Genomic DNA, 20,249 nt, shown 5'->3' with positions numbered 1-20,249 from the left:
CTTAAGCCAGACGCGGGTTAACTTTTTCTGGGTTGATGTTGAATTTCTTAATCGCATCAGCGACCACAGAAGCTTCAATTTCACCGCGTTTAGCCAGTTCACCCAGAGCAGCAACCACCACGTAAGAAGCATCAACTTCAAAGTGGTGACGCAGGTTTTCGCGGCTGTCTGAACGACCGAAGCCGTCAGTACCCAGTACGCGATAATCGCTGGCTGGTACGAAAGTACGAACCTGCTCGGCAAACAGTTTCATGTAGTCGGTAGACGCTACCGCTGGTGCTTCATTCATCACCTGAGCGATGTATGGCACACGTGGGGTTTCAGTTGGGTGCAACATGTTCCAACGCTCACAGTCCTGACCATCACGCGCCAGTTCGGTGAAGGAAGTTACGCTGTAGGTGTCAGAACCTACACCGTAGTCGTTAGCCAGAATCTGAGCGGCTTCACGCACATGACGCAGGATCGAACCAGAACCCAGCAACTGTACTTTACCGTTCTTACCTTCCAGGGTTTCCAGCTTGTAGATACCTTTACGGATACCTTCTTCTGCGCCCTGTGGCATGGCTGGCATATGGTAGTTTTCGTTCAGCGTGGTCAGGTAGTAGTAGATATTTTCTTGCGCGTCACCGTACATACGCACCAGGCCATCATGCATGATGACAGCAACTTCATACGCATAAGCCGGATCGTAAGAGATACAGTTCGGGATAGTCAGTGACTGAATGTGGCTGTGACCATCTTCATGTTGCAGACCTTCACCGTTCAGCGTCGTACGACCTGAAGTACCACCGATCAAGAAGCCGCGTGCCTGTTGGTCACCCGCTGCCCAGCACAGATCGCCAATACGTTGGAAACCGAACATGGAGTAGTAGATATAGAACGGGATCATTGGCAGGTCGTTGGTGCTGTATGAAGTCGCAGCAGCCAGCCAGGAAGAAGCCGCACCCAGTTCGTTGATCCCTTCTTGCAGGATCTGACCTTTTTCGTCTTCTTTGTAGTAAGCAACCTGTTCACGGTCTTGCGGGGTGTACTGCTGACCATTCGGGCTGTAAATACCAATCTGACGGAACAGACCTTCCATACCGAAGGTACGCGCTTCATCAGCGATGATTGGAACAATGCGGTCTTTGATAGACTTGTTCTTCAGCATCACGTTCAACGCACGTACAAAGGCGATAGTGGTAGAAATTTCTTTATTCTGCTCTTCCAGCAAGGAGCTGAAATCTGACAACGCTGGCATTTCCAGCTTTTCAGTGAACTTAGGCATACGGGTTGGCACATAGCCTTCCAGCGCCTGACGACGTTCGTGCAGATACTTGTACTCTTCGGAATCTTTTTCGAAGGTAATGTATGGCAGTTTTTCGATATCAGCATCAGCAACAGGTACGTTGAAACGATCGCGGAAGTGGTGAACCCCTTCCATGTTCATTTTCTTCACCTGGTGGGCGATGTTTTTACCTTCAGCTGTTTCGCCCATGCCGTAACCTTTAATGGTGTGGGCCAGGATAACAGTTGGTTTGCCAGTGGTTTCTTGTGCTTTTTTCAGTGCAGCAAAGACTTTCTTCGGATCATGACCGCCACGGTTCAGAGACCAGATCTCGTCGTCGCTCATGTCTTTCACTAATGCAGCTGTTTCTGGGAAACGACCAAAGAAGTGTTCGCGCACATAAGCGCCGTCTTTGGATTTGAAGGTTTGGTAGTCGCCATCCAGCGTTTCGTTCATCAGTTGGATCAGTTTACCGCTGGTATCTTTACGCAGCAGCTCATCCCAACGACCACCCCAAATCACTTTCAGAACCTGCCAGCCAGCACCACTGAAGATACCTTCCAGCTCATTAATAATTTTGCCGTTACCGGTAACCGGGCCATCAAGGCGCTGCAAGTTACAGTTGATAACGAAAACCAGGTTATCCAGTTTTTCACGGGTCGCGATGGTGATCGCACCTTTGGATTCTGGCTCATCCATCTCGCCGTCGCCCAGGAAGGCGTATACGGTCTGTGCTGAAGTGTCTTTCAGACCACGGTGAGACAGGTATTTCAGGAACTTGGCCTGATAGATTGCACTGATTGGGCCAAGGCCCATAGAGACAGTCGGGAACTGCCAGAATTCAGGCATCAGTTTCGGGTGCGGGTAAGAAGACAAACCTTTACCGTCAACTTCCTGACGGAAGTTATCCATCTGTTCTTGAGTCAAGCGGCCTTCAAGGAAGGCACGTGCGTAAACGCCCGGAGAGATGTGACCCTGGAAGTAAACCAGATCGCCGCCGTCTTTTTGGTTACGAGCACGGAAGAAGTGGTTGAAGCAAACCTCGTAGAAGGTAGCAGAAGATTGGAAGGATGCCATGTGGCCGCCCAAATCCAGATCTTTCTTCGATGCACGCAACACGGTCATCACAGCATTCCAACGGATCGCGGAACGAATACGACGCTCCAGCTCCAGGTTGCCAGGGTAAGCCGGTTCGTCTTCTACCGGGATAGTATTGATGTAATCACGGCTGGCTGAACCAGCTGCAACACTCACACCACCTTTACGGGCTTCGCCCAAAACCTGATCAATCAGATACTGAGCACGCTCAACACCCTCTTCACGGATGACCGATTCGATCGCCTGTAGCCAGTCGCGGGTTTCGATCGGATCCACGTCATTATTTAAACGTTCTGACATGGTGGTATTCCTTATCTGTTTCTAATGGTTTATTTGGAGCCTATCTTCCTGTGCTTTAACCCCAGGCTAAAGCACGTGCCCTGGTGAAAACACCGGAAGATAGGCCCATCAGTTTAGTTGCCGCGTTTCGTGCTCAAAATAAGCATATAGAACCGACCCAAATGCAGGATAAGCTCTTAGTCCTTGCGCTGCTGGAGCCGACGCAAAGATCGCTCACGGCGACTGTGCTCCCGACTGAGGTCCAACAGAATTTCCTCGATAAACGCCAAGTGACGGTGTGAGGCTTCGCGAGCTTTCTCTGGCTCACGTGCCACAATCGCCTCAAAAATCCCGGCGCGGTGACTGCTCACCGTTGCCAGCATTTCGCGGCGCGAGTAAAGCAATTCAAAGTTTTGTTTAACGTTTTGTTCCAGCATCGGCCCCATGCAACGCAGTAAATGCAGTAACACTACATTATGTGCTGCCTCGGTGACCGCCACTTGATACTGCATAACAGCATCAGCCTCGGCATCCAAATCGCCGCTATCCTGTGCTTGCTGAATAACAGTATGGCATTCACGAATACGTTGTAGATCTTCATCAGTACCGCGCAGTGCAGCATAATAGGCAGCGACACCTTCGAGAGCATGACGGGTTTCTAACAAGTCGAATTGTGATTCTGGATGGTCGGCCAGCAATTCAGCCAGCGGATCGCTAAAGCTTTGCCACAGATTGGTTTGCACGAAAGTGCCACCACCCTGACGGCGCAATAACAGTCCTTTGGCTTCCAGGCGCTGGATTGCTTCTCGCAGAGAAGGTCGGGAAACATCAAATTGCTTCGCCAACTCGCGCTCAGGCAGCAATTTCTCACCTGGGCGTAGCGTCCCTTCCAAAATCAGGTATTCAAGCTGCTGCTCGATAACATCTGATAATTTGGGCTGACGTATTTTGTTGTAGGCCATAATTTGTTGTAAGCCGTATTGAGTGAATCGTCTCTGCGAGTAGTGCGGAGTCAATTGGTAATACCAATTTCAAAAACGTGACGATAAAGTAACAAAGTATTCACTACCTGTCCATACGGACCTTGACCAAAATCATGAAACCCAGCACATTTTAACAACTTTACTGACAGCGTGATGCAAAGTGATAACGTCGCGTTGGTATTACCATTACCTGACACCTGAGAGTTTTAACTTTTATGAAACGGGTATTTAGGCAAGCTGAAGCGATATAGTTATTTTATTTGTGAATTTAAATGCTATTTAAATGAATTTAAATTTACGCAAGAACAAGAAAATCCTGTCTATTCCCTCTCTTTCTCCTGAACACTGGTTTGACCATTATAAAAACGGCTAACTGGTGACATTTTGCGCAATAAACGCGTGTTACTGCTTTTTCTGAAAACAACAGCTTGATCACGCATCAACATTTTTATTGGCATTTTGACGAAAAATTAGCCGGATAAAATAAAAAGCAGATGCAATAATTCTCGCCTACCACTATTCTCTTTTAAACGGTAGCCAATGGAACAAATTCCACAAAAAGCAACCGTAAACAAAATAATACAAATAATGTAATCAAAATCTTACGCATAGTACGCGGCAACCATTTTGCCGGTGAATAGTGACAACGACAGAGGATGCAATAATGAGTATTCAACAGGAAGGTGCGGAGCTAAAGCGGGGGCTTAAAAACCGTCACATTCAGCTTATTGCCTTAGGTGGCGCTATTGGTACCGGGCTATTTCTAGGTATCGCGCAGACCATTCAAATGGCGGGGCCTTCAGTGTTACTGGGGTACGCGATTGGCGGTTTTATCGCGTTTCTGATTATGCGCCAGTTAGGGGAAATGGTGGTTGAGGAGCCGGTGGCAGGTTCGTTTAGTCACTTTGCTTATAAATACTGGGGCAATTTTGCAGGTTTTGCTTCCGGCTGGAACTACTGGGTACTGTACGTGTTAGTCGCGATGGCAGAACTCACCGCTGTCGGTATCTACGTACAATATTGGTGGCCGGAGATCCCAACATGGGTCTCTGCCGCGGTGTTCTTCCTCGCGATTAATGCCATCAATCTGGCAAACGTGAAAGTATATGGCGAGATGGAGTTCTGGTTTGCCATCATTAAAGTGGTCGCCATTATTGCCATGATCCTATTTGGTGGCTGGTTATTGCTGAGCGGCCAAGGTGGCCCGGAAGCCACTGTCACCAACTTATGGGCACAGGGCGGCTTCTTCCCCAATGGCATCATGGGGTTAGTGATGGCAATGGCGGTGATTATGTTCTCCTTCGGTGGGCTTGAGTTAGTCGGCATCACCGCAGCAGAAGCAGAAGATCCAGCCAAGAGCATCCCGAAAGCGACTAATCAGGTTATCTATCGCATCTTGTTGTTCTATATCGGTTCTCTGGCAATTTTATTGTCACTTTACCCGTGGGGCAAAGTGGTCGAAGGCGGCAGCCCGTTTGTACTGATCTTCCATGCATTGAACAGTAATGTAGTAGCAACAGTGTTGAACGTCGTGGTATTGACCGCAGCATTATCGGTCTACAACAGCTGTGTGTACTGTAACAGCCGTATGCTGTTCGGTTTAGCCAAGCAAGGTAATGGCCCGAAAATGCTGTTGAAAGTCGATGGTCGCGGCGTACCGGTTATTGCCATCGCGGTTTCTGCCTTTGCCACTGCTTTCTGCGTGCTAATTAACTATTTAATTCCGGGCCGCGCTTTTGAATTGCTGATGGCATTAGTGGTATCCGCACTGGTGATCAACTGGGCCATGATTAGCCTGGCACACCTTAAATTCCGTGCGGCTAAAAACCGTCAGGGCGTTATCCCGCAATTCAAAGCATTCTGGTATCCGTTTAGTAACTACCTGTGTTTACTGTTCCTGACCGGCATTCTGGTCATCATGTATCTAACACCTGGTATCCAGATTTCAGTACTGTTGATTCCTGCCTGGTTAGTGCTATTGGCAGTCGGTTATATCCTGAAAAATCGCAACCAGAGAGCCAAATCCTGATAGCAGGAAGCATCTTGTTATTGTGAGAAACATGACGATATCGTCGTAAACGGGCCTGCTATTACTGCTGGCCCGTTTATTTTACTGAATTGAATTGAATTGAATTGAAATAGTCCAGAGCGGAAGCAAACTCCTCAGCCTGAGTTATAAATCAATTACCTATACCAGCGCACCATAAATAGTCAGTAAAGCAACAACCACAATGACGGCCACAGTGACTTTTCGCGCTAAGGACACAGCAGATCTGGGTGTCTGCACCGGATCTAAATGAGGCTCTCTCGCCAGCGAATATTGCGCCAGTTGGGTTAACACTTGGTACTGCGAGGAACGAAAGTCACCCAATGAAGCAAACCAGGCGGGTAAGGCTCTTTCCCCATGCCCCAATAATGCATAGGCAACCCCGACTAACCGCACCGGTATCCAGTCAAGCCAATGCAAAATACGATCAATGCCGGATTGTGAGCGCTGTAAAGGAGTATGATGACGCGCCAACCAAGTTTGATACCCACGTAACATCGCATACCCTGCTAATGCCACTGGGCCATAGCTAACACAAACGACAAACCAGAAGATTGGCGCTAAATAGTAACGGAAGTTTATCCATAACAAGGCATTTTGCAGAGATTCCAGCCGAGCTTTTTCACCACTATCCATCGGTAAGCCATGAATAAGTGCCAACTCCTCAGCCATTTTATCCGTAGCATGAGCATCGCCCTGACGTGCAGCTTTCAAATAAGCTCGGTAATGTTTACGTATTCCACCAGCACCAATGCACAGCAGGCAAATTAGTATCCAGATAAGTAAAAGGGGTAAACCAAACATAATGTTTTGCACTAGCCGCAAAACCAGCCCTACCAGCACCATCCACACAGCGGTCAGTAAAATTGTTTGTACCAACGAAAAGTGGCGTAAACGCGTAAATACCACTTCAAGGCGATGATCTAGTTGCCAATGTTCGCCCAGTTTAAACAAGCGCTCCCATGCCAGCACCAGCAACAGCGTAAACAGTGTCATTAGCTCTTACTCTCCCTTTGTACTTAACCCGCCCACAAACAGGGCATATGCCTCCCGGCATGTATAAACGACAATATCAGACAAGGTGACAAGCTATACGTGCTCGACCATGAACCTCTGGTTAATACTGCATGACTTCTGTATTACGATGGTAAAGATGACTTCGCTAAATTCTGTTGATACAACGCCCAGTCAAAAGCAGGGCCTGGGTCAGTCTTGCGCCCCGGCGCAATATCGCTATGGCCTACAACCTGCTCTGCGGTTATCGGATAATGGGCAAATAACAGAGTACTTACCTCAGACAGGCTGCGATATTGTGCGGCGGTAAACGGTAACACATCCGTCCCTTCCAACTCGATTCCAATGGAAAAATCGTTACACCGCTCACGTCCGGCAAAAACAGATACTCCGGCATGCCAGGCACGTTTATCAAATGGAACATATTGAATAATTTCACCATCCCGTCGGATAAGGCAATGAGCTGACACTCGCAGGTGAACAATATCGGCAAAATAAGGATGTTCATCAGGATTGAGGGTGCCAGTAAACAGTTGATCTATATACGGTCCGCCAAACTCAGCAGGAGGCAAACTAATATTATGAATCACCAGCAGAGAAGGAGCTTCACCTTCTGGCCGCTGGTCGCAATGAGGGGAAACGACCCGTTTGACCCCAGAAATCCAGCCATTATCTAACTGCCAGTTATTTTCTAACTGCATAGTTTACCTCAGCCCCCTAACCTAAATAGTACACTGCAACCGGCTCTTTTATGGCACTTCTGCCAGCAACAGAGTAGCATGTTTGGACAACTATCTATCCGCCATTTCGGAGTTTTCTATGCCGACCCGCAGCTATAATGCCGACAGCCGCCGCGCCGAGCTATTGGAACGAATTCAACGCGATATCCCTTCAACTGTTGCTCAAGCTTTGAGTGAAGACCTTGGCGGTGAAGTCAACGCTGACCGCGATCTCACCGCACAATTACTGCCAGCAAGTAAGCAGGCAGAGGCAACTGTCATTACCCGTGAAGCTGGTGTTTTTTGTGGTCAGCGCTGGTTGAATGAAGTGTTTATTCAACTTGGTGCCCAAGTATCAGTAAAATGGGAAGTTAAAGATGGCGACGAGCTGGTTGCTGATCAGGTTCTTTGCCATCTGACTGGCCCCGCACGCATTTTGCTGACAGGTGAACGTACTGCACTTAACTTCCTGCAAACTTTATCAGGCGTAGCAACTGAAGTGAGCCGCTATGTGACCGCACTCTCCGGATTGCATACCCAATTACTTGATACCCGGAAAACAGTGCCGGGGTTGCGTACAGCGTTGAAATACGCAGTCCTCTGTGGTGGTGGTAATAACCATCGGCTTGGCTTGTCTGATGCTTTCCTTATTAAGGAAAATCACATTATTGCTGCCGGTTCGATTAAAGAAGCGGTTGCCAAAGCATTTTGGATACATGCCGATGTCCCTGTGGAAGTTGAAGTTGAATCCCTTGATGAACTACAGCAAGCACTGGAAGCGGGTGCTGACATCATCATGCTGGATAACTTCACCATTCCAATGATGCGTGAAGCGGTAAACATGCGCGATGAACTTGCCAAGACACAGAGCAGCGCACAACTGGAGGTTTCGGGCAACGTCACACTGGAAACACTTCGCAGCTATGCTGAAACAGGTATTGATTTCATTTCGGTCGGCGCGCTGACCAAACATATTACTGCCCTGGATCTTTCCATGCGCTTTAAATAATCCTACCAAAAAATGATCGGCAGATGGCTCGCAATAACAGGCCCTTATTCTGTTTTGCGAGCATCGCCGAAATTATCTGTGATTCAGTTGCAATAAACAAAATATCCGACAGCACGCTTCGCAAATCACTCTGATCCCTCTTGTTAGCTCCCATTTAAAAAGCGCACTCTGCCCACGTTTTCTCACACACATGGAGAGTGTCAAATGACTAATCAACGAGGTTTTACATTAATTGAATTGATGGTTGCGATCGCCATCATTGCGGTTCTCAGTGGTATAGGTATTCCGTCCTATCAACGTTACATCCAAAAAGCAGCCCTCACCGACATGTTGCAAGCTATGGTTCCCTACAAAATGGCTGTAGAACTTTGCGCACTGGAACATGCCAGCCTTGATAACTGTGATGGAGGAAAGCAAGGCATCCCCACAGGGGGATCATCCCGCTATGTCAGTGCGACCACCATAGATAAAGGCGTCATTACATTGACAGGCCAGCAAACTCTCGCCAATTTGACTCTGGCGATGTCACCAACAATAGATAACGGCGGGAATGTTGTCTGGACCAGAACCTGCACCGCAGCAGACAGTAGCATCACTGACAACTGTAAAGCCGTGTTCCGCTTCAATGATAAGGTCTAATCAAATGACCGAACTCATGGAATGTCCACACGAGACAATAAATGATGAATTACACACCATTTGCCGCCGTTATAGATCAATAGCCTTAAAACTCGATAGCAAGAACCTAACCATAGCTTCACCTCACCCAGTCAATGAGGCGCTGCTAACTGCGCTGCGTTTTGCGTGTGGCCGTAAAATCAAGGTGGAATACTGGCCGGAGGCCAGAATTGAGCAATCACTCAATTTAAGCCCATCAACGCAAGAGCACTTAGAAACTAACGTACCTATAAAGGGAGCTGATGACACATTACTTGATAATGAAAGCGATACACCTGTTATTCAATTTATAACGCAGACACTCAGGTTGGCGATTCAGAAACGTGCATCAGATATCCATTTTGAACCTTATCAATATCACTACCGCATTCGTCTAAGAATTGATGGAGTATTACACGAATCCCCATCGCCTACAGTTGAGTTATCTCGTCGTATTAGCAGTTGCCTGAAGGTTATGTCTCAACTGAATATTGCGGAAAAACGGTTAGCGCAAGATGGTCAGTTAGCTCTGATATTAGACGGTATCCGCTACTCAATGAGAATAGCGACCCTCCCCGTGCAATATGGTGAAAAAGTCGTGCTGCGAATTCTCAATATGAAGCAGCAGCCTACTCTGGAAAAACTGGGGCTTACAACAGTGGCCTACCAACAATTAACTCAAGCGCTATCAGCGCCTCAGGGGTTGGTTCTGGTTACTGGGCCAACAGGAAGTGGTAAGACAGTAACTCTCTATTGCAGCCTGGAGCAGCTCAATCAGGGACAAATAAACATCTGTAGTGTTGAAGATCCTATTGAGATCCAGGTTGACGGTATAAATCAAACACAAACCAACAGTAAGATTGGACTGGATTTTTCTAATGTATTGCGTGCCATGCTGCGTCAGGATCCTGATGTCATTATGCTCGGTGAGATTCGTGATAATGAAACCGCAGAAATAGCAGTTAAAGCAGCACTAACGGGGCATCTGGTTCTCTCAACCTTGCATACCAACTCCACAGCAGAAACACTGATACGCCTGACACACATGGGCGTAGATCGTCACTTAATTGCTTCCAGCCTAATATTAGTTATCGCCCAACGATTAGTCCGAAAATTGTGCCTGCATTGTCGTCAGGCATCATCAGTCCCTTTCCTGACATCACCAGATATATGGGCAAGTCCACTGCAACATTATCTTGCCGTTGGTTGTGAACATTGCTGTGCCGGATATTATGGTCGAACGGGAATTTATGAAATGTTAAATGTCACTCCGCCAATCCAACAAGCTTTACTTAATAATGTCAGCCCAGCAGAACTCACCAGGATTGCGCAAGAACAAAAACAAGTCACATTACTTTCGGCGGGTCTGGCATTGGTCGAAAACGGTATGACCACTCTCAGCGAAATTAATCGTGTTGTGGGGCTGCAAATACAAGTTGAGGCAATACCGTGAGCTATCAGCGCTTATTTTATTGGAGAGCAATTAATACTGAAGGGCAATTACAGACAGGTGCATTACTGACGACGGAGAGAAATACTGTCTATGAATATATGCTCCATAATGGGTTACAACCACTGAGGGTTAAGGGTGGGAAAAGATTATCGATTAGCTATTGGCGCGGTGAACGTCTGATTGCTATCACTCGCCAATTAGCAACATTATTACAAGCGGGCCTGCCTTTAGTGAATTGTTTGCAATTGCTGGCACAAGAAATAGATGCCTTACCCTGGCAGTGCTTATTACAGGAAATAAGTCAGCAAGTATCACAGGGGCAGTCATTATCAGAGGCAATGGCCCATTACCCTCATACTTTCCCTCAATTATATCCCCCCGTGATTGCAATGGGGGAGTTGACGGGTAATCTTGAGCAGTGCTGCATGCAGTTGGTACAACATCAAGAGCGGCAGCAAAAATTGCAAAAAAAAGTCATTAAAGCACTTAAATATCCAGTAGTTGTCTGTATTGTTGCGCTGGTTGTCAGTACTGTCATGTTGGTTTTGGTTCTGCCCGAATTTGCACAAATATACCAATCGTTCGATACACCATTACCAGTACTGACTGCCACACTTCTATTTATATCCGCATTTCTTACTGCATATGGGCCATACTTAATCGCATTATTAACCTTATTTTGTATTAGTTATATATATGTACGGCGACATCAGACTCACTGCCAACAATGGGAACAGAAACTTCTATTACGTATTCCATTAGTATCAGCATTGATTCGTGGCAGTTGCCTTAGTCAAATTTTTCAAACTCTGGCGATCACTCAGCACGCAGGTTTACCACTGACCGCGGGCTTAGATGCTGCACTCCGTTCCATCAATAATGACGCTTATCAGCAAGCATTGAAGAGTATTCAAAAACAAATCAATCAAGGGATTCCACTGCATGTCGCCATCACCCAGCACCCTCTATTCCCCCCGTTATGCCAACAAATGGTTCGTGTGGGCGAGGAGTCTGGTGCGCTGGATGTGCTACTCGGGAAACTGGCAGGTTGGCAGCAACAGCAAACACAGGATTTGGCCGACAATCTCACACAAATGCTGGAGCCACTTTTGATGTTAATTATTGGCAGTATTGTTGGGGTACTGGTAATCGCGATGTATTTACCGATATTCCAGCTAGGGGATGTTATCGGGTAAATAATGTTATTAGAGGAGGGATATCCGGTGGGATTTTATTGAAAAGAGGCGTTGAACTACGCCTCTTTTCATCTCAATCACAGGCTCGTGATTGCTAACTTTATCAGAGCACAACTTACTCTCGAAAACCCAATATCAGTTACTACCAAACACACGGTTTTCTTGCTCTGCTACGCGAATAAAAGTGGTGCGTTTAGTCAGTTCTTTTAAATGCGATGCACCCACATAGGTACAAGCGGAACGCAAACCGCCCATAATGTCGCGAACGGTGCTATCAACGGATCCACGTAATGGCAATTTAACCGTCTTACCTTCCGCCGCTCGGTACTCAGCAACACCACCAACATGGCGTTTCATGGCTGACTCTGAACTCATACCGTAGAACAGCATAAACTTCTCGCCATTCTCTTCAACAACCCGGCCTTCGCACTCATCATGCCCAGCTAGCATGCCGCCCAACATGACAAAGTCAGCACCACCACCGAAAGCTTTCGCAACATCACCCGGCACGGAACAACCGCCATCACTAACAATCTGTCCACCCAAACCGTGGGCTGCATCAGCGCACTCGATAACCGCCGACAACTGCGGATAACCAACGCCTGTTTTCACGCGAGTGGTGCAAACCGAACCTGGGCCAATCCCAACTTTAACAATATCAGCGCCCGACAGAATAAGTTCTTCTACCATCTCACCAGTCACCACATTGCCCGCACAAATAACTTTATCTGGGCATGCTTCGCGAGCTTTTTGTAAGAAGGAAACAAAATGCTCAGAATAACCGTTAGCCACATCAATACAGATAAATTTCAATGCAGGTGATAACGCCAAAATTTGTTTCATCTTGTCGAAATCAGCAGAAGATGTCCCGGTAGAGACCATGACATGACGTAAGACTGATTCAGGAACTCGTTTCACAAATTCGCCCCACTGCTCAACAGTGTAGTGTTTATGAACTGCGGTCAAAACATCGAATGAGGCCAGAACTTCTGCCATGCGGAAGGTGCCAACAGTATCCATATTAGCAGCGATGATAGGTACACCAGACCAATTCCAACCTGAATGTTTGAAGGTAAACTGGCGTTCCAGTTCGACTTCAGAGCGACTTTTCAGTGTTGAACGTTTAGGGCGGATTAACACATCTTTAAAGCCTAGTTTCAAACCTTCTTCAATACGCATGGCTAATTATTCCTGGTTATTGGCGATAGATCGCAAAATGTGATCGGGCGTAAATCACGCCATCCCAGTGAAGCTATCATACGCATGAATAATTCTACGGCAAGACTGCGAATCCACCTTTATTTGCGCTACAATCCCACAAATTACCTGAAGAGTCTCAATCCCGTAGTTATCCTCGTACTCACTTCACTTATTTTTCCACGTAGCGCAAACAGAATGCACACCTTGCTATGCCTTAGCACCTGCTTTCAGATACAATTCGGCCACTCACTAACTGTATGCAAGGCTAGGCAATGACCTATATTGTGGCTCTCACTGGTGGAATTGGCAGTGGTAAAAGCACAGTCGCAAATGCGTTCGCCAATCTCGGTGTTCCTCTGGTTGATGCTGATATTATTGCTCGCCAGGTAGTTGAACCCGGCATGCCGGCATTAATGGAAATCGCCTCCCGCTATGGGGAAACTATCTTGCACACAGATGGCACATTGAATCGTGCAGCATTGCGCAAGAAAATTTTCAGTGAGCCGCAGGAAAAAGCGTGGTTAAATTCATTGTTGCATCCACTGATCCAACAGGAAACCCAGAGCCAACTCGCCAATATTGATGAGCCGTATGTACTTTGGGTTGTCCCCTTGTTGGTTGAAAATGGTTTACATCACCGTGCTAATCGTGTGTTAGTGGTAGATGTGGCACCTGAAATACAACTCGCTCGAACAATGGCGAGAGATGGTATTACCCGCCAACAGGCAGAAGATATTTTAGCTTCACAGGTTTCGCGGCAACAGCGGCTAACCTGTGCTGATGACATTATTGACAATAGCGGCGATCCCATAGTTATCGCCCCGCAAGTTACTTTATTACACCAGCAGTATTTAAAATTGGCAGCTGCGGCCCAACAGGATCTACATAGATGAGTGACCTCACCTCAACAATACTTTTTGAACACCCGCTCAATGAAAAAATGCGTACCTGGCTAAGAATGGAGTTTTTACTACAACAATTAGAAAGCCAGCGTACGTTAGATAATATTGCCAGTGCATTAACGTTTTTCCGCACAGCATCTGATTTAATTGATGTTCTTGAGCGCGGTGAAGTTCGTACTGATTTGCTTAAAGAATTAGAGCGCCAACAACAGAAGTTACAACTATGGGCAGATATGCCCGGTGTTGATATGTCGCTGGTGGATTCCTTGCGTAGTCAGTTAAAAAGCCGGGCTTCAGTATTGATGTCAGCACCGCGCATCGGGCAGTCGCTAAAAGAAGATCGCTTAATCAGCGTTGTTCGCCAGCGCCTGAGTATCCCAGGTGGCTGCTGTAGCTTCGACTTACCCACTTTGCACACCTGGTTGCATCAGCCTCAGGAACAACGCAATCAGCACATCGATAAGTTGCTCACAAGTCTGACCCCGCTCAATCAGTCGCTAACTATTATTTTAAATTTAATTCGCCAATCCGGCCCTCTGCGGGCACAAATCAGCTTAAATGGTTTCTTCCAGGACAATGCCGAAGGGGCTGATTTACTGAGATTACGCCTGCCGCTAGACCCGCAGTTATATCCACAAATTTCCGGTCATAAAACACGATATGCAATTCGCTTCTTACCACTCGACAGTGAAAATGGTACCGTGCCGGCACGTTTATCGTTTGAATTAGCCTGCTGCTGAGTTTGTGATTAGTCGCTGGCATTGGATAGATTTTAGGAGAAAACATGGAAACCGAAGTCATCGAGGTCAACTGTCCGACCTGCGGCAAAATTGTTATCTGGGGTGAACAAAGCCCTTATCGCCCATTCTGCTGCAAGCGTTGCCAGTTGATTGATTTAGGTGAGTGGGCCGACGAAGAAAAACGTATTTCCAGTAATGGTGAGCTATCTGACAGTGATGAATGGAGTGAGGAAGACCCTCTTCAACACTAACAGTCGCAGCCTAGCCAGATGGAGCAAACGGATGTTTTGCTCCATTTAACTTATCTTAACGCCCCATCGGCCTATGCTGTAAGTAATTCAATAATGGCTGCATTGGCGGATGGGAACTCTTCAGCCAACAAGTCAGACTGCTTCACCCAGCGCATCGGCTGGCCTTCGCGGCCAAAGGGCTCACCATCCCATGCTTCAACCATATAAAAACTTAATGTTACGATGCGATCGGTAAATGTGTGCTCTAACACTTTAAGCAAAACCGCCTCTTTCACCGCAATTCCTGTTTCTTCCAATAGCTCACGTTTTAATGCAACTTCGGGTGTTTCACCCTGCTCAATTTTGCCGCCGGGGAATTCCCAAAATCCGGCCATATGAGAATCAGCAGCACGCTGGGTAATAAAAATTTCTTGCTGGGAATTACGGATAATCCCAACTGCAATTTGTAAGTGTTTCAATTATTTTCTCCTGTCAGGGCATCAATGCTGGCTTGAGCACTCTTCCAGTTCACTCGTACTAAAAAGATAAGCAAAATAAAGGGCGGTGTTTAAGCCGCCCTCGTTATCAATGCATCAACTTATGCCTAAAATATTACTGTAGGCGGCCGTGGCACTGCTTGTATTTCTTACCTGAACCACATGGGCACGGATCATTACGCCCGACTTTGCGCTCAAGGCTGGCAGCCACATTGGCTTCTTCCTGTGACATCAGTGCGCTGTTATCAGATTCGTGGCTAAGTTGTTGCTGTTTAGCCAAACGCTCAGCTTCTTCGCGACGTTGTACTTCCAATGCCTCTACTTCTTCCGGCATCCGCACCTGTACTTTGCTCAGAACGCTGATCACTTCATATTTCAGTGATTCCAACATTGCAGCAAACATCGCGAAAGATTCACGTTTATATTCTTGTTTAGGATCTTTTTGTGCGTAGCCACGGAGATGGATGCCCTGACGCAGGTAATCCATTGCCGCTAAATGCTCTTTCCACAACGAATCAAGTGTTTGCAACATCACACCTTTTTCGAAGTTACGCATCATGTCAAAACCAACCACTTCTTCTTTACGCTGATAATCAGCAATCGCCAGTTGCAGAATGCGTTCACGTAAAGTTTCTTCGTGCAGTTGTGGTTCGTCTTCCAGCCATTGAGCAATTGGCATGTCCAGGTCGAAATCATTTTTCAGACGCTGTTCCAGACCTTCGACATCCCACATTTCTTCCAGAGACTGGGTTGGAATGTAGCTATCGATAACCGTTTTGAATACATCTTCACGGATACTGTTAATGGTTTCACTCACATCAGCCACATCCAACAGCTCATTACGCTGGCTGTAGATAGCCCGACGTTGGTCGCTAGCTACATCATCATATTCCAGTAATTGCTTACGAATATCGAAGTTACGACTTTCAACTTTACGTTGCGCGTTGGCGATAGCTTTAGTCACCCACGGGTGTTCAATAGCTTCACCTGGTTTCATACCTAATTTACGCATCATGCCAGACACTCGGTCAGAGGCAAAAATACGCATCAGGGCATCTTCCATTGACAGGTAGAAGCGGGAAGAACCAGCATCACCCTGACGGCCCGCACGACCACGCAACTGATTATCGATACGGCGAGACTCATGACGCTCAGTACCAATAATGTGCAAGCCACCGGAGGCCAGTACTGCATCATGGCGAATCTGCCACGCTGCTTTAATGGCTGCAATTTGGTCTTCTGTTGGGTTTTCCAGTAAGGCAATTTCACTCTGCCAGCTGCCTCCCAATACGATATCAGTACCACGACCCGCCATGTTAGTCGCGATAGTTACCGCGCCCGGTTGGCCCGCTTGGGAAACAATTTCAGCTTCCATGGCGTGGAACTTGGCGTTCAGAACTTTGTGTTCAATACCAGCTTTCGTTAATTCAGCAGATACCACTTCTGATTTCTCAATCGAAATAGTCCCCACCAATACCGGCTGGCCGTTAGCAGTACGCTCACGGATATCTTCGATAATCGCACCAATTTTTTCCTGTTCGGTCATGTAGACCAAATCAGCCAAATCCTTACGGATCATTGGGCGGTTGGTTGGAACAACAATGGTATCCAACTTGTAAATGGAGCTAAATTCGAATGCTTCGGTATCTGCTGTACCGGTCATACCGGCCAGTTTTTCATAGAGGCGGAAGTAATTCTGGAAAGTGATTGAAGCCAGCGTCTGGTTTTCGTTCTGAATTTCTACGCCTTCTTTTGCTTCAACCGCTTGATGCAAGCCATCTGACCAACGACGACCTTGCATGGTACGCCCGGTATGTTCGTCAACAATGATAACTTCACCGTCTTTCACAATGTAGTCAACATCACGGGTGAACAATACATGAGCACGCAGAGCCGCCGTTACATGGTGCATCAACATGATGTTAGCTGGAGAATACAGAGACTCCCCCTCTTCCATAATGCCCGCTTCTACCAGCATTTCCTCAATTTTGATCAAACCGCGTTCGGTCAAATGCACCTGACGTGATTTCTCATCCACAGAGAAGTGACCTTCGCCCTGGAAAGTATCGGAGTCTTCTTTTTCCTGACGAATCAGTTTTGGAATCAGCTTGTTAACCCGAATATACATCTCTGAACTATCTTCGGCCGGGCCGGAGATAATCAGCGGAGTACGTGCTTCATCGATCAAGATGGAGTCAACCTCATCCACCAACGCGTAATGCAGTTTGCGCTGCACACGTTCTTCAGGACTGAACGCCATGTTATCGCGCAGGTAGTCAAAGCCGAATTCGTTGTTAGTACCATAGGTGATATCCGCAGCATAAGCAGCACGCTTAGCTGGAGCTGGCATATTAGGTAAGTTGATACCCACACTCAGGCCCAGGAACTCAAACAATGGACGGTTATTTTCGGCGTCACGTTGAGCCAAATAGTCGTTGACGGTAACCACGTGGACACCACGGCCGCTCAACGCATTCAGGTAAGCTGGCAGAGTTGCAGTCAGCGTTTTACCTTCACCTGTACGCATTTCTGCGATGCAGCGTTCGTTCAGTACCATACCGCCAAGCAGCTGCACATCGAAGTGACGCATGCCAAACACACGCTTACTGGCCTCACGCACGACAGCAAAAGCCTCAGGGATCAACGTTTCCAGCACAGCACCGTTCGCCAGACGCTCACGGAATTCGTCAGTTTTGGCACGTAATTCCTCATTTGTCAGCTTTTCGACTTCAGGTTCCATACGGTTGATAAGATCAACTACCTTGCGCATACGGCGCAGTGTACGATCGTTACGACTGCCAAAAACTTTGGTTAATAATTTAATTAGCATGATTCTTAATATCTCTTACAAAACCACCAAACCGGTGGCCAAAAGTTGTATAAAATTGGGGAAGCCAAGAAAATAATCAGATGAAATTGGCAGGCCCGGCACGGATACCTTGCACTTGTGCAAGCCAAAGTCCCGGTTTATGCAACGAAAGAACAGGCCGTTTAATCTGCTCGGTATAGCGAATAATAGTGGGTGGTTTGAACTCGTGGGTCAGTAACGCATTCAGCGTATTCAACAATGCAAGCTGCTGAATTTGTGATGGTTGTACTTGTTCTGCCTCTGCCACTTCTTGCACCCGGGCATAAACCACTTGGGGTGCCAGTGCAAATGACAGGTGACGAATAACCGTGCGCAGTGCATGCTGTTGCCAGTAGTCTACGCTGAATGAAGGGCGACGATGCATATCATGCAGCAATGCCAAACTACTAAAGTTTGTCGCACCGTAATTCTGACGGCTTTGGCTTGATGATGTGTTCGGTATTGCAGCTTGATCAGGAACGCCAGACAGGTTTGATGGCACGCCAAGACTCGCCGCTACCATCCCCAACAGAAGATGCGGCCAGAAATAACGTCTGCCAAATTGTCGCCAACGATTTAGAATACCGATCACGAGTTTAAAATCCGCCGGAGCCTTGTCAATGCGTGAAAGCCGCCCACAATTATTAGATGTTCTGTTCGATGATGCCATTGCAGCAGAAAACGGACCGCTGCATAACGTACAACAACGCGCTACTGCACTGTTAAAACTTAACCGTGCGGTAAAAGGATTGCTCCCTTCACAATTGCAGCCGTGGTGCCGTGTCGCTAACTATCGCCAGAGTGTTTTAGTGCTAGAGACCGCGAACGCCAGTTGGTTAATGCGCTTGCGCTATGAACAACCGGCATTACTCTCTGCACTACGAGCGCAAATTCTACCATCATTGTCTTCAATCGACATCAGGATTAATCCGTCGTTAATGGCCAGCGGTCATAATCATGTGCAGAATGCCGCAAAATCTTCACAAGATCCTGAGAAATCGCCGCCATTACGTCAGTTAAGTTTGGAAAGCGCTAAGGAATTAAGAGGATTAGCGAGCCGTAGCCCTGAAAAACTGAGGACGATATTGGAACGATTGGCTGCGCTGGCCGGAGAGAGTGCCAGCACAACCAAAAGTGATAAATAAGCTTAGTAAGCTAATACTGTAGACGGAGCTTTGAAGGCCAATGGCATTTCGGCTTCGTCTTGGAACGTCACAAATTCCCAAGCTTCTTGCTTAGCTAAAACAGCCTGCAATAGCTTGTTGTTTAATGCATGACCTGATTTGTACGCAGTAAATGCGCCAATAATATTATGGCCACACATAAACAGGTCGCCAATGGCGTCCAGCATTTTATGACGAACAAATTCATCTTCGAAGCGCAGGCCATCTTCGTTTAATACTCGGTAATCATCTACCACGATGGCACAATCGAAACTACCGCCCAGGCACAAACCGCGGGACTGTAAATATTCGATATCACGCATGAAACCAAAAGTACGCGCACGGCTGATTTGACGGACGAATGAATCGGCCGAGAAATCTAAACGATAGCGCTGCGTACTGGAGTCAATCGCCGGGTGATTAAAATCAATGGTGAAATCTAAACGGAATCCATTGAATGGAGACAATTCAGCCCATTTATCACCGTCTTCAACCCGCACAGTCTCTTTCAGACGCAGGAATTTCTTCGCAGAGTTTAACTCTTCGATACCCGCATCCAGCAGCAAGTACACGAATGGACTGGCACTACCATCCATTATCGGTACTTCGGGAGCGTTAACTTCAATAATAATGTTATCAATCCCTAACCCTGCCAGAGCAGCGTTGAGATGCTCAACAGTAGAAATACGCACGTCATGCTCATTGACCAGGCAAGTACAGAGCATGGTATCACGCACGGATTTTGCATCTGCCGGAAAATCAACCGGTGGATTCAAGTCAGTGCGACGATAGATGACCCCGGTGTTAGCCGGCGCGGGTCGCATTGTCAGTGTGACTTTCTTACCGGTGTGCAAACCGACGCCAGTCGCCTGAACAATACGTTTTAAAGTCCTTTGTTTGATCATCGTTTTATCTCGCAATGTTATCCATCCTACCGACCAAGCTTA

At 47.2% G+C, this 20,249-nt stretch carries 18 protein-coding genes; 9 read left to right on the top strand and 9 right to left on the bottom strand.

Annotated features, from left to right (window positions below; translation table 11 throughout):
- Position 1 precedes the first annotated feature (1 nt).
- Entirely contained in the window at positions 2-2,665 is a 2,664-nt protein-coding gene (gene aceE / locus QSV56_RS04815) for a pyruvate dehydrogenase (acetyl-transferring), homodimeric type (protein WP_019080494.1), read from the bottom strand.
- Between the two features lie 176 nt (positions 2,666-2,841).
- Positions 2,842-3,606, bottom strand: coding sequence for a pyruvate dehydrogenase complex transcriptional repressor PdhR (gene pdhR, locus QSV56_RS04810; RefSeq protein WP_004389026.1), 765 nt, complete (start codon positions 3,604-3,606; stop codon positions 2,842-2,844).
- A 685-nt stretch (positions 3,607-4,291) separates the two neighbouring features.
- Here pdhR and QSV56_RS04805 point away from each other — a divergent pair.
- The gene (locus QSV56_RS04805) at positions 4,292-5,656 is read left to right on the top strand and encodes an amino acid permease (protein WP_005156818.1); all 1,365 of its coding nucleotides are present in this window, start codon (positions 4,292-4,294) and stop codon (positions 5,654-5,656) included.
- A 159-nt stretch (positions 5,657-5,815) separates the two neighbouring features.
- Here the strand turns inward: QSV56_RS04805 and ampE are convergent, their stop codons facing one another.
- Both ampE and ampD read right to left on the bottom strand, forming a co-directional pair.
- The gene (gene ampE / locus QSV56_RS04800) at positions 5,816-6,670 is read right to left on the bottom strand and encodes a beta-lactamase regulator AmpE (RefSeq protein WP_005156820.1); all 855 of its coding nucleotides are present in this window, start codon (positions 6,668-6,670) and stop codon (positions 5,816-5,818) included.
- 143 nt (positions 6,671-6,813) lie between these two features.
- Positions 6,814-7,389 (bottom strand): 1,6-anhydro-N-acetylmuramyl-L-alanine amidase AmpD, encoded by a 576-nt coding sequence (ampD, locus tag QSV56_RS04795; RefSeq protein ID WP_301211022.1) that lies wholly within the window; start codon positions 7,387-7,389, stop codon positions 6,814-6,816.
- A gap of 118 nt (positions 7,390-7,507) precedes the next feature.
- Here ampD and nadC point away from each other — a divergent pair, with 118 nt between their 5' ends.
- The 4 genes from nadC to hofC all read left to right on the top strand — a co-directional run bounded on the left by nadC (position 7,508) and on the right by hofC (position 11,722).
- Positions 7,508-8,416, top strand: a complete 909-nt coding sequence (nadC, locus tag QSV56_RS04790) for a carboxylating nicotinate-nucleotide diphosphorylase (protein ID WP_050132067.1) — start codon at positions 7,508-7,510, stop codon at positions 8,414-8,416.
- A gap of 204 nt (positions 8,417-8,620) precedes the next feature.
- Positions 8,621-9,055, top strand: coding sequence for a prepilin peptidase-dependent pilin (gene ppdD, locus QSV56_RS04785; RefSeq protein ID WP_050879974.1), 435 nt, complete (start codon positions 8,621-8,623; stop codon positions 9,053-9,055).
- Between the two features lie 4 nt (positions 9,056-9,059).
- Positions 9,060-10,526 (top strand): type II secretion system protein GspE, encoded by a 1,467-nt coding sequence (gene gspE, locus QSV56_RS04780; protein ID WP_050879973.1) that lies wholly within the window; start codon positions 9,060-9,062, stop codon positions 10,524-10,526.
- Complete coding sequence (gene hofC / locus QSV56_RS04775) at positions 10,523-11,722, top strand: protein transport protein HofC (protein ID WP_050121620.1); 1,200 nt, start codon at positions 10,523-10,525, stop codon at positions 11,720-11,722. Before gspE ends, hofC begins: the two co-directional genes overlap by 4 nt.
- 135 nt (positions 11,723-11,857) lie before the next feature.
- Here hofC and QSV56_RS04770 read toward each other — a convergent pair whose 3' ends face one another.
- Complete coding sequence (locus QSV56_RS04770; protein WP_046051593.1) at positions 11,858-12,901, bottom strand: GMP reductase; 1,044 nt, start codon at positions 12,899-12,901, stop codon at positions 11,858-11,860.
- A 293-nt stretch (positions 12,902-13,194) separates the two neighbouring features.
- Here QSV56_RS04770 and coaE point away from each other — a divergent pair, with 293 nt between their 5' ends.
- The 3 genes from coaE to yacG are packed head-to-tail and all read left to right on the top strand — an operon-like array spanning position 13,195 to position 14,815.
- Positions 13,195-13,815, top strand: coding sequence for a dephospho-CoA kinase (coaE, locus tag QSV56_RS04765; RefSeq protein ID WP_046051594.1), 621 nt, complete (start codon positions 13,195-13,197; stop codon positions 13,813-13,815).
- Positions 13,812-14,564, top strand: a complete 753-nt coding sequence (gene zapD / locus QSV56_RS04760) for a cell division protein ZapD (RefSeq protein ID WP_005167091.1) — start codon at positions 13,812-13,814, stop codon at positions 14,562-14,564. The genes coaE and zapD overlap by 4 nt, the downstream gene beginning before the upstream one ends.
- A gap of 44 nt (positions 14,565-14,608) precedes the next feature.
- The gene (gene yacG / locus QSV56_RS04755; RefSeq protein WP_005167089.1) at positions 14,609-14,815 is read left to right on the top strand and encodes a DNA gyrase inhibitor YacG; all 207 of its coding nucleotides are present in this window, start codon (positions 14,609-14,611) and stop codon (positions 14,813-14,815) included.
- A 71-nt stretch (positions 14,816-14,886) separates the two neighbouring features.
- Here the strand turns inward: yacG and mutT are convergent, their stop codons facing one another.
- The 3 genes from mutT to secM all read right to left on the bottom strand — a co-directional run bounded on the left by mutT (position 14,887) and on the right by secM (position 18,731).
- Positions 14,887-15,273: an 8-oxo-dGTP diphosphatase MutT gene (mutT, locus tag QSV56_RS04750; RefSeq protein ID WP_046051595.1), complete on the bottom strand. Its 387-nt coding sequence runs from the start codon at positions 15,271-15,273 to the stop codon at positions 14,887-14,889.
- A 133-nt stretch (positions 15,274-15,406) separates the two neighbouring features.
- Complete coding sequence (gene secA, locus QSV56_RS04745) at positions 15,407-18,121, bottom strand: preprotein translocase subunit SecA (protein ID WP_005167086.1); 2,715 nt, start codon at positions 18,119-18,121, stop codon at positions 15,407-15,409.
- 76 nt (positions 18,122-18,197) lie between these two features.
- Positions 18,198-18,731 carry a secA translation cis-regulator SecM gene (gene secM / locus QSV56_RS04740; RefSeq protein ID WP_019083972.1) on the bottom strand — a complete coding sequence of 178 codons (534 nt, stop codon included), beginning with the start codon at positions 18,729-18,731 and terminating at the stop codon, positions 18,198-18,200.
- Positions 18,732-18,759: 28 nt separating this feature from the next.
- Between secM and QSV56_RS04735 the strand changes: the two genes are divergently transcribed.
- Positions 18,760-19,284 carry a DUF721 domain-containing protein gene (locus QSV56_RS04735; RefSeq protein ID WP_019080505.1) on the top strand — a complete coding sequence of 175 codons (525 nt, stop codon included), beginning with the start codon at positions 18,760-18,762 and terminating at the stop codon, positions 19,282-19,284.
- 2 nt (positions 19,285-19,286) lie between these two features.
- On the opposite strand, the gene lpxC is transcribed toward QSV56_RS04735, so the two are convergent.
- Entirely contained in the window at positions 19,287-20,207 is a 921-nt protein-coding gene (gene lpxC, locus QSV56_RS04730) for a UDP-3-O-acyl-N-acetylglucosamine deacetylase (RefSeq protein WP_004389005.1), read from the bottom strand.
- Positions 20,208-20,249: the final 42 nt, after the last annotated feature.

The organism is Yersinia sp. 22-579 (assembly GCF_030433455.1).
In the GTDB taxonomy this organism is placed as follows: Bacteria; Pseudomonadota; Gammaproteobacteria; order Enterobacterales; family Enterobacteriaceae; genus Yersinia; species Yersinia enterocolitica.
Note: the sequence above shows the minus strand (reverse complement) of the source record. Positions and strands in the feature narration are given on the sequence as shown.

Coding starts and splice junctions, on each gene's coding strand:
- aceE (WP_019080494.1), bottom strand. CDS start 2,665: ATGTCAGAACGTTTAAATAATGACGTGGATCCGATCGAAACCCGCGAC.
- pdhR (WP_004389026.1), bottom strand. CDS start 3,606: ATGGCCTACAACAAAATACGTCAGCCCAAATTATCAGATGTTATCGAG.
- QSV56_RS04805 (WP_005156818.1), top strand. CDS start 4,292: ATGAGTATTCAACAGGAAGGTGCGGAGCTAAAGCGGGGGCTTAAAAAC.
- ampE (WP_005156820.1), bottom strand. CDS start 6,670: ATGACACTGTTTACGCTGTTGCTGGTGCTGGCATGGGAGCGCTTGTTT.
- ampD (WP_301211022.1), bottom strand. CDS start 7,389: ATGCAGTTAGAAAATAACTGGCAGTTAGATAATGGCTGGATTTCTGGG.
- nadC (WP_050132067.1), top strand. CDS start 7,508: ATGCCGACCCGCAGCTATAATGCCGACAGCCGCCGCGCCGAGCTATTG.
- ppdD (WP_050879974.1), top strand. CDS start 8,621: ATGACTAATCAACGAGGTTTTACATTAATTGAATTGATGGTTGCGATC.
- gspE (WP_050879973.1), top strand. CDS start 9,060: ATGACCGAACTCATGGAATGTCCACACGAGACAATAAATGATGAATTA.
- QSV56_RS04770 (WP_046051593.1), bottom strand. CDS start 12,901: ATGCGTATTGAAGAAGGTTTGAAACTAGGCTTTAAAGATGTGTTAATC.
- coaE (WP_046051594.1), top strand. CDS start 13,195: ATGACCTATATTGTGGCTCTCACTGGTGGAATTGGCAGTGGTAAAAGC.
- zapD (WP_005167091.1), top strand. CDS start 13,812: ATGAGTGACCTCACCTCAACAATACTTTTTGAACACCCGCTCAATGAA.
- yacG (WP_005167089.1), top strand. CDS start 14,609: ATGGAAACCGAAGTCATCGAGGTCAACTGTCCGACCTGCGGCAAAATT.
- secA (WP_005167086.1), bottom strand. CDS start 18,121: ATGCTAATTAAATTATTAACCAAAGTTTTTGGCAGTCGTAACGATCGT.
- QSV56_RS04735 (WP_019080505.1), top strand. CDS start 18,760: ATGCGTGAAAGCCGCCCACAATTATTAGATGTTCTGTTCGATGATGCC.
- lpxC (WP_004389005.1), bottom strand. CDS start 20,207: ATGATCAAACAAAGGACTTTAAAACGTATTGTTCAGGCGACTGGCGTC.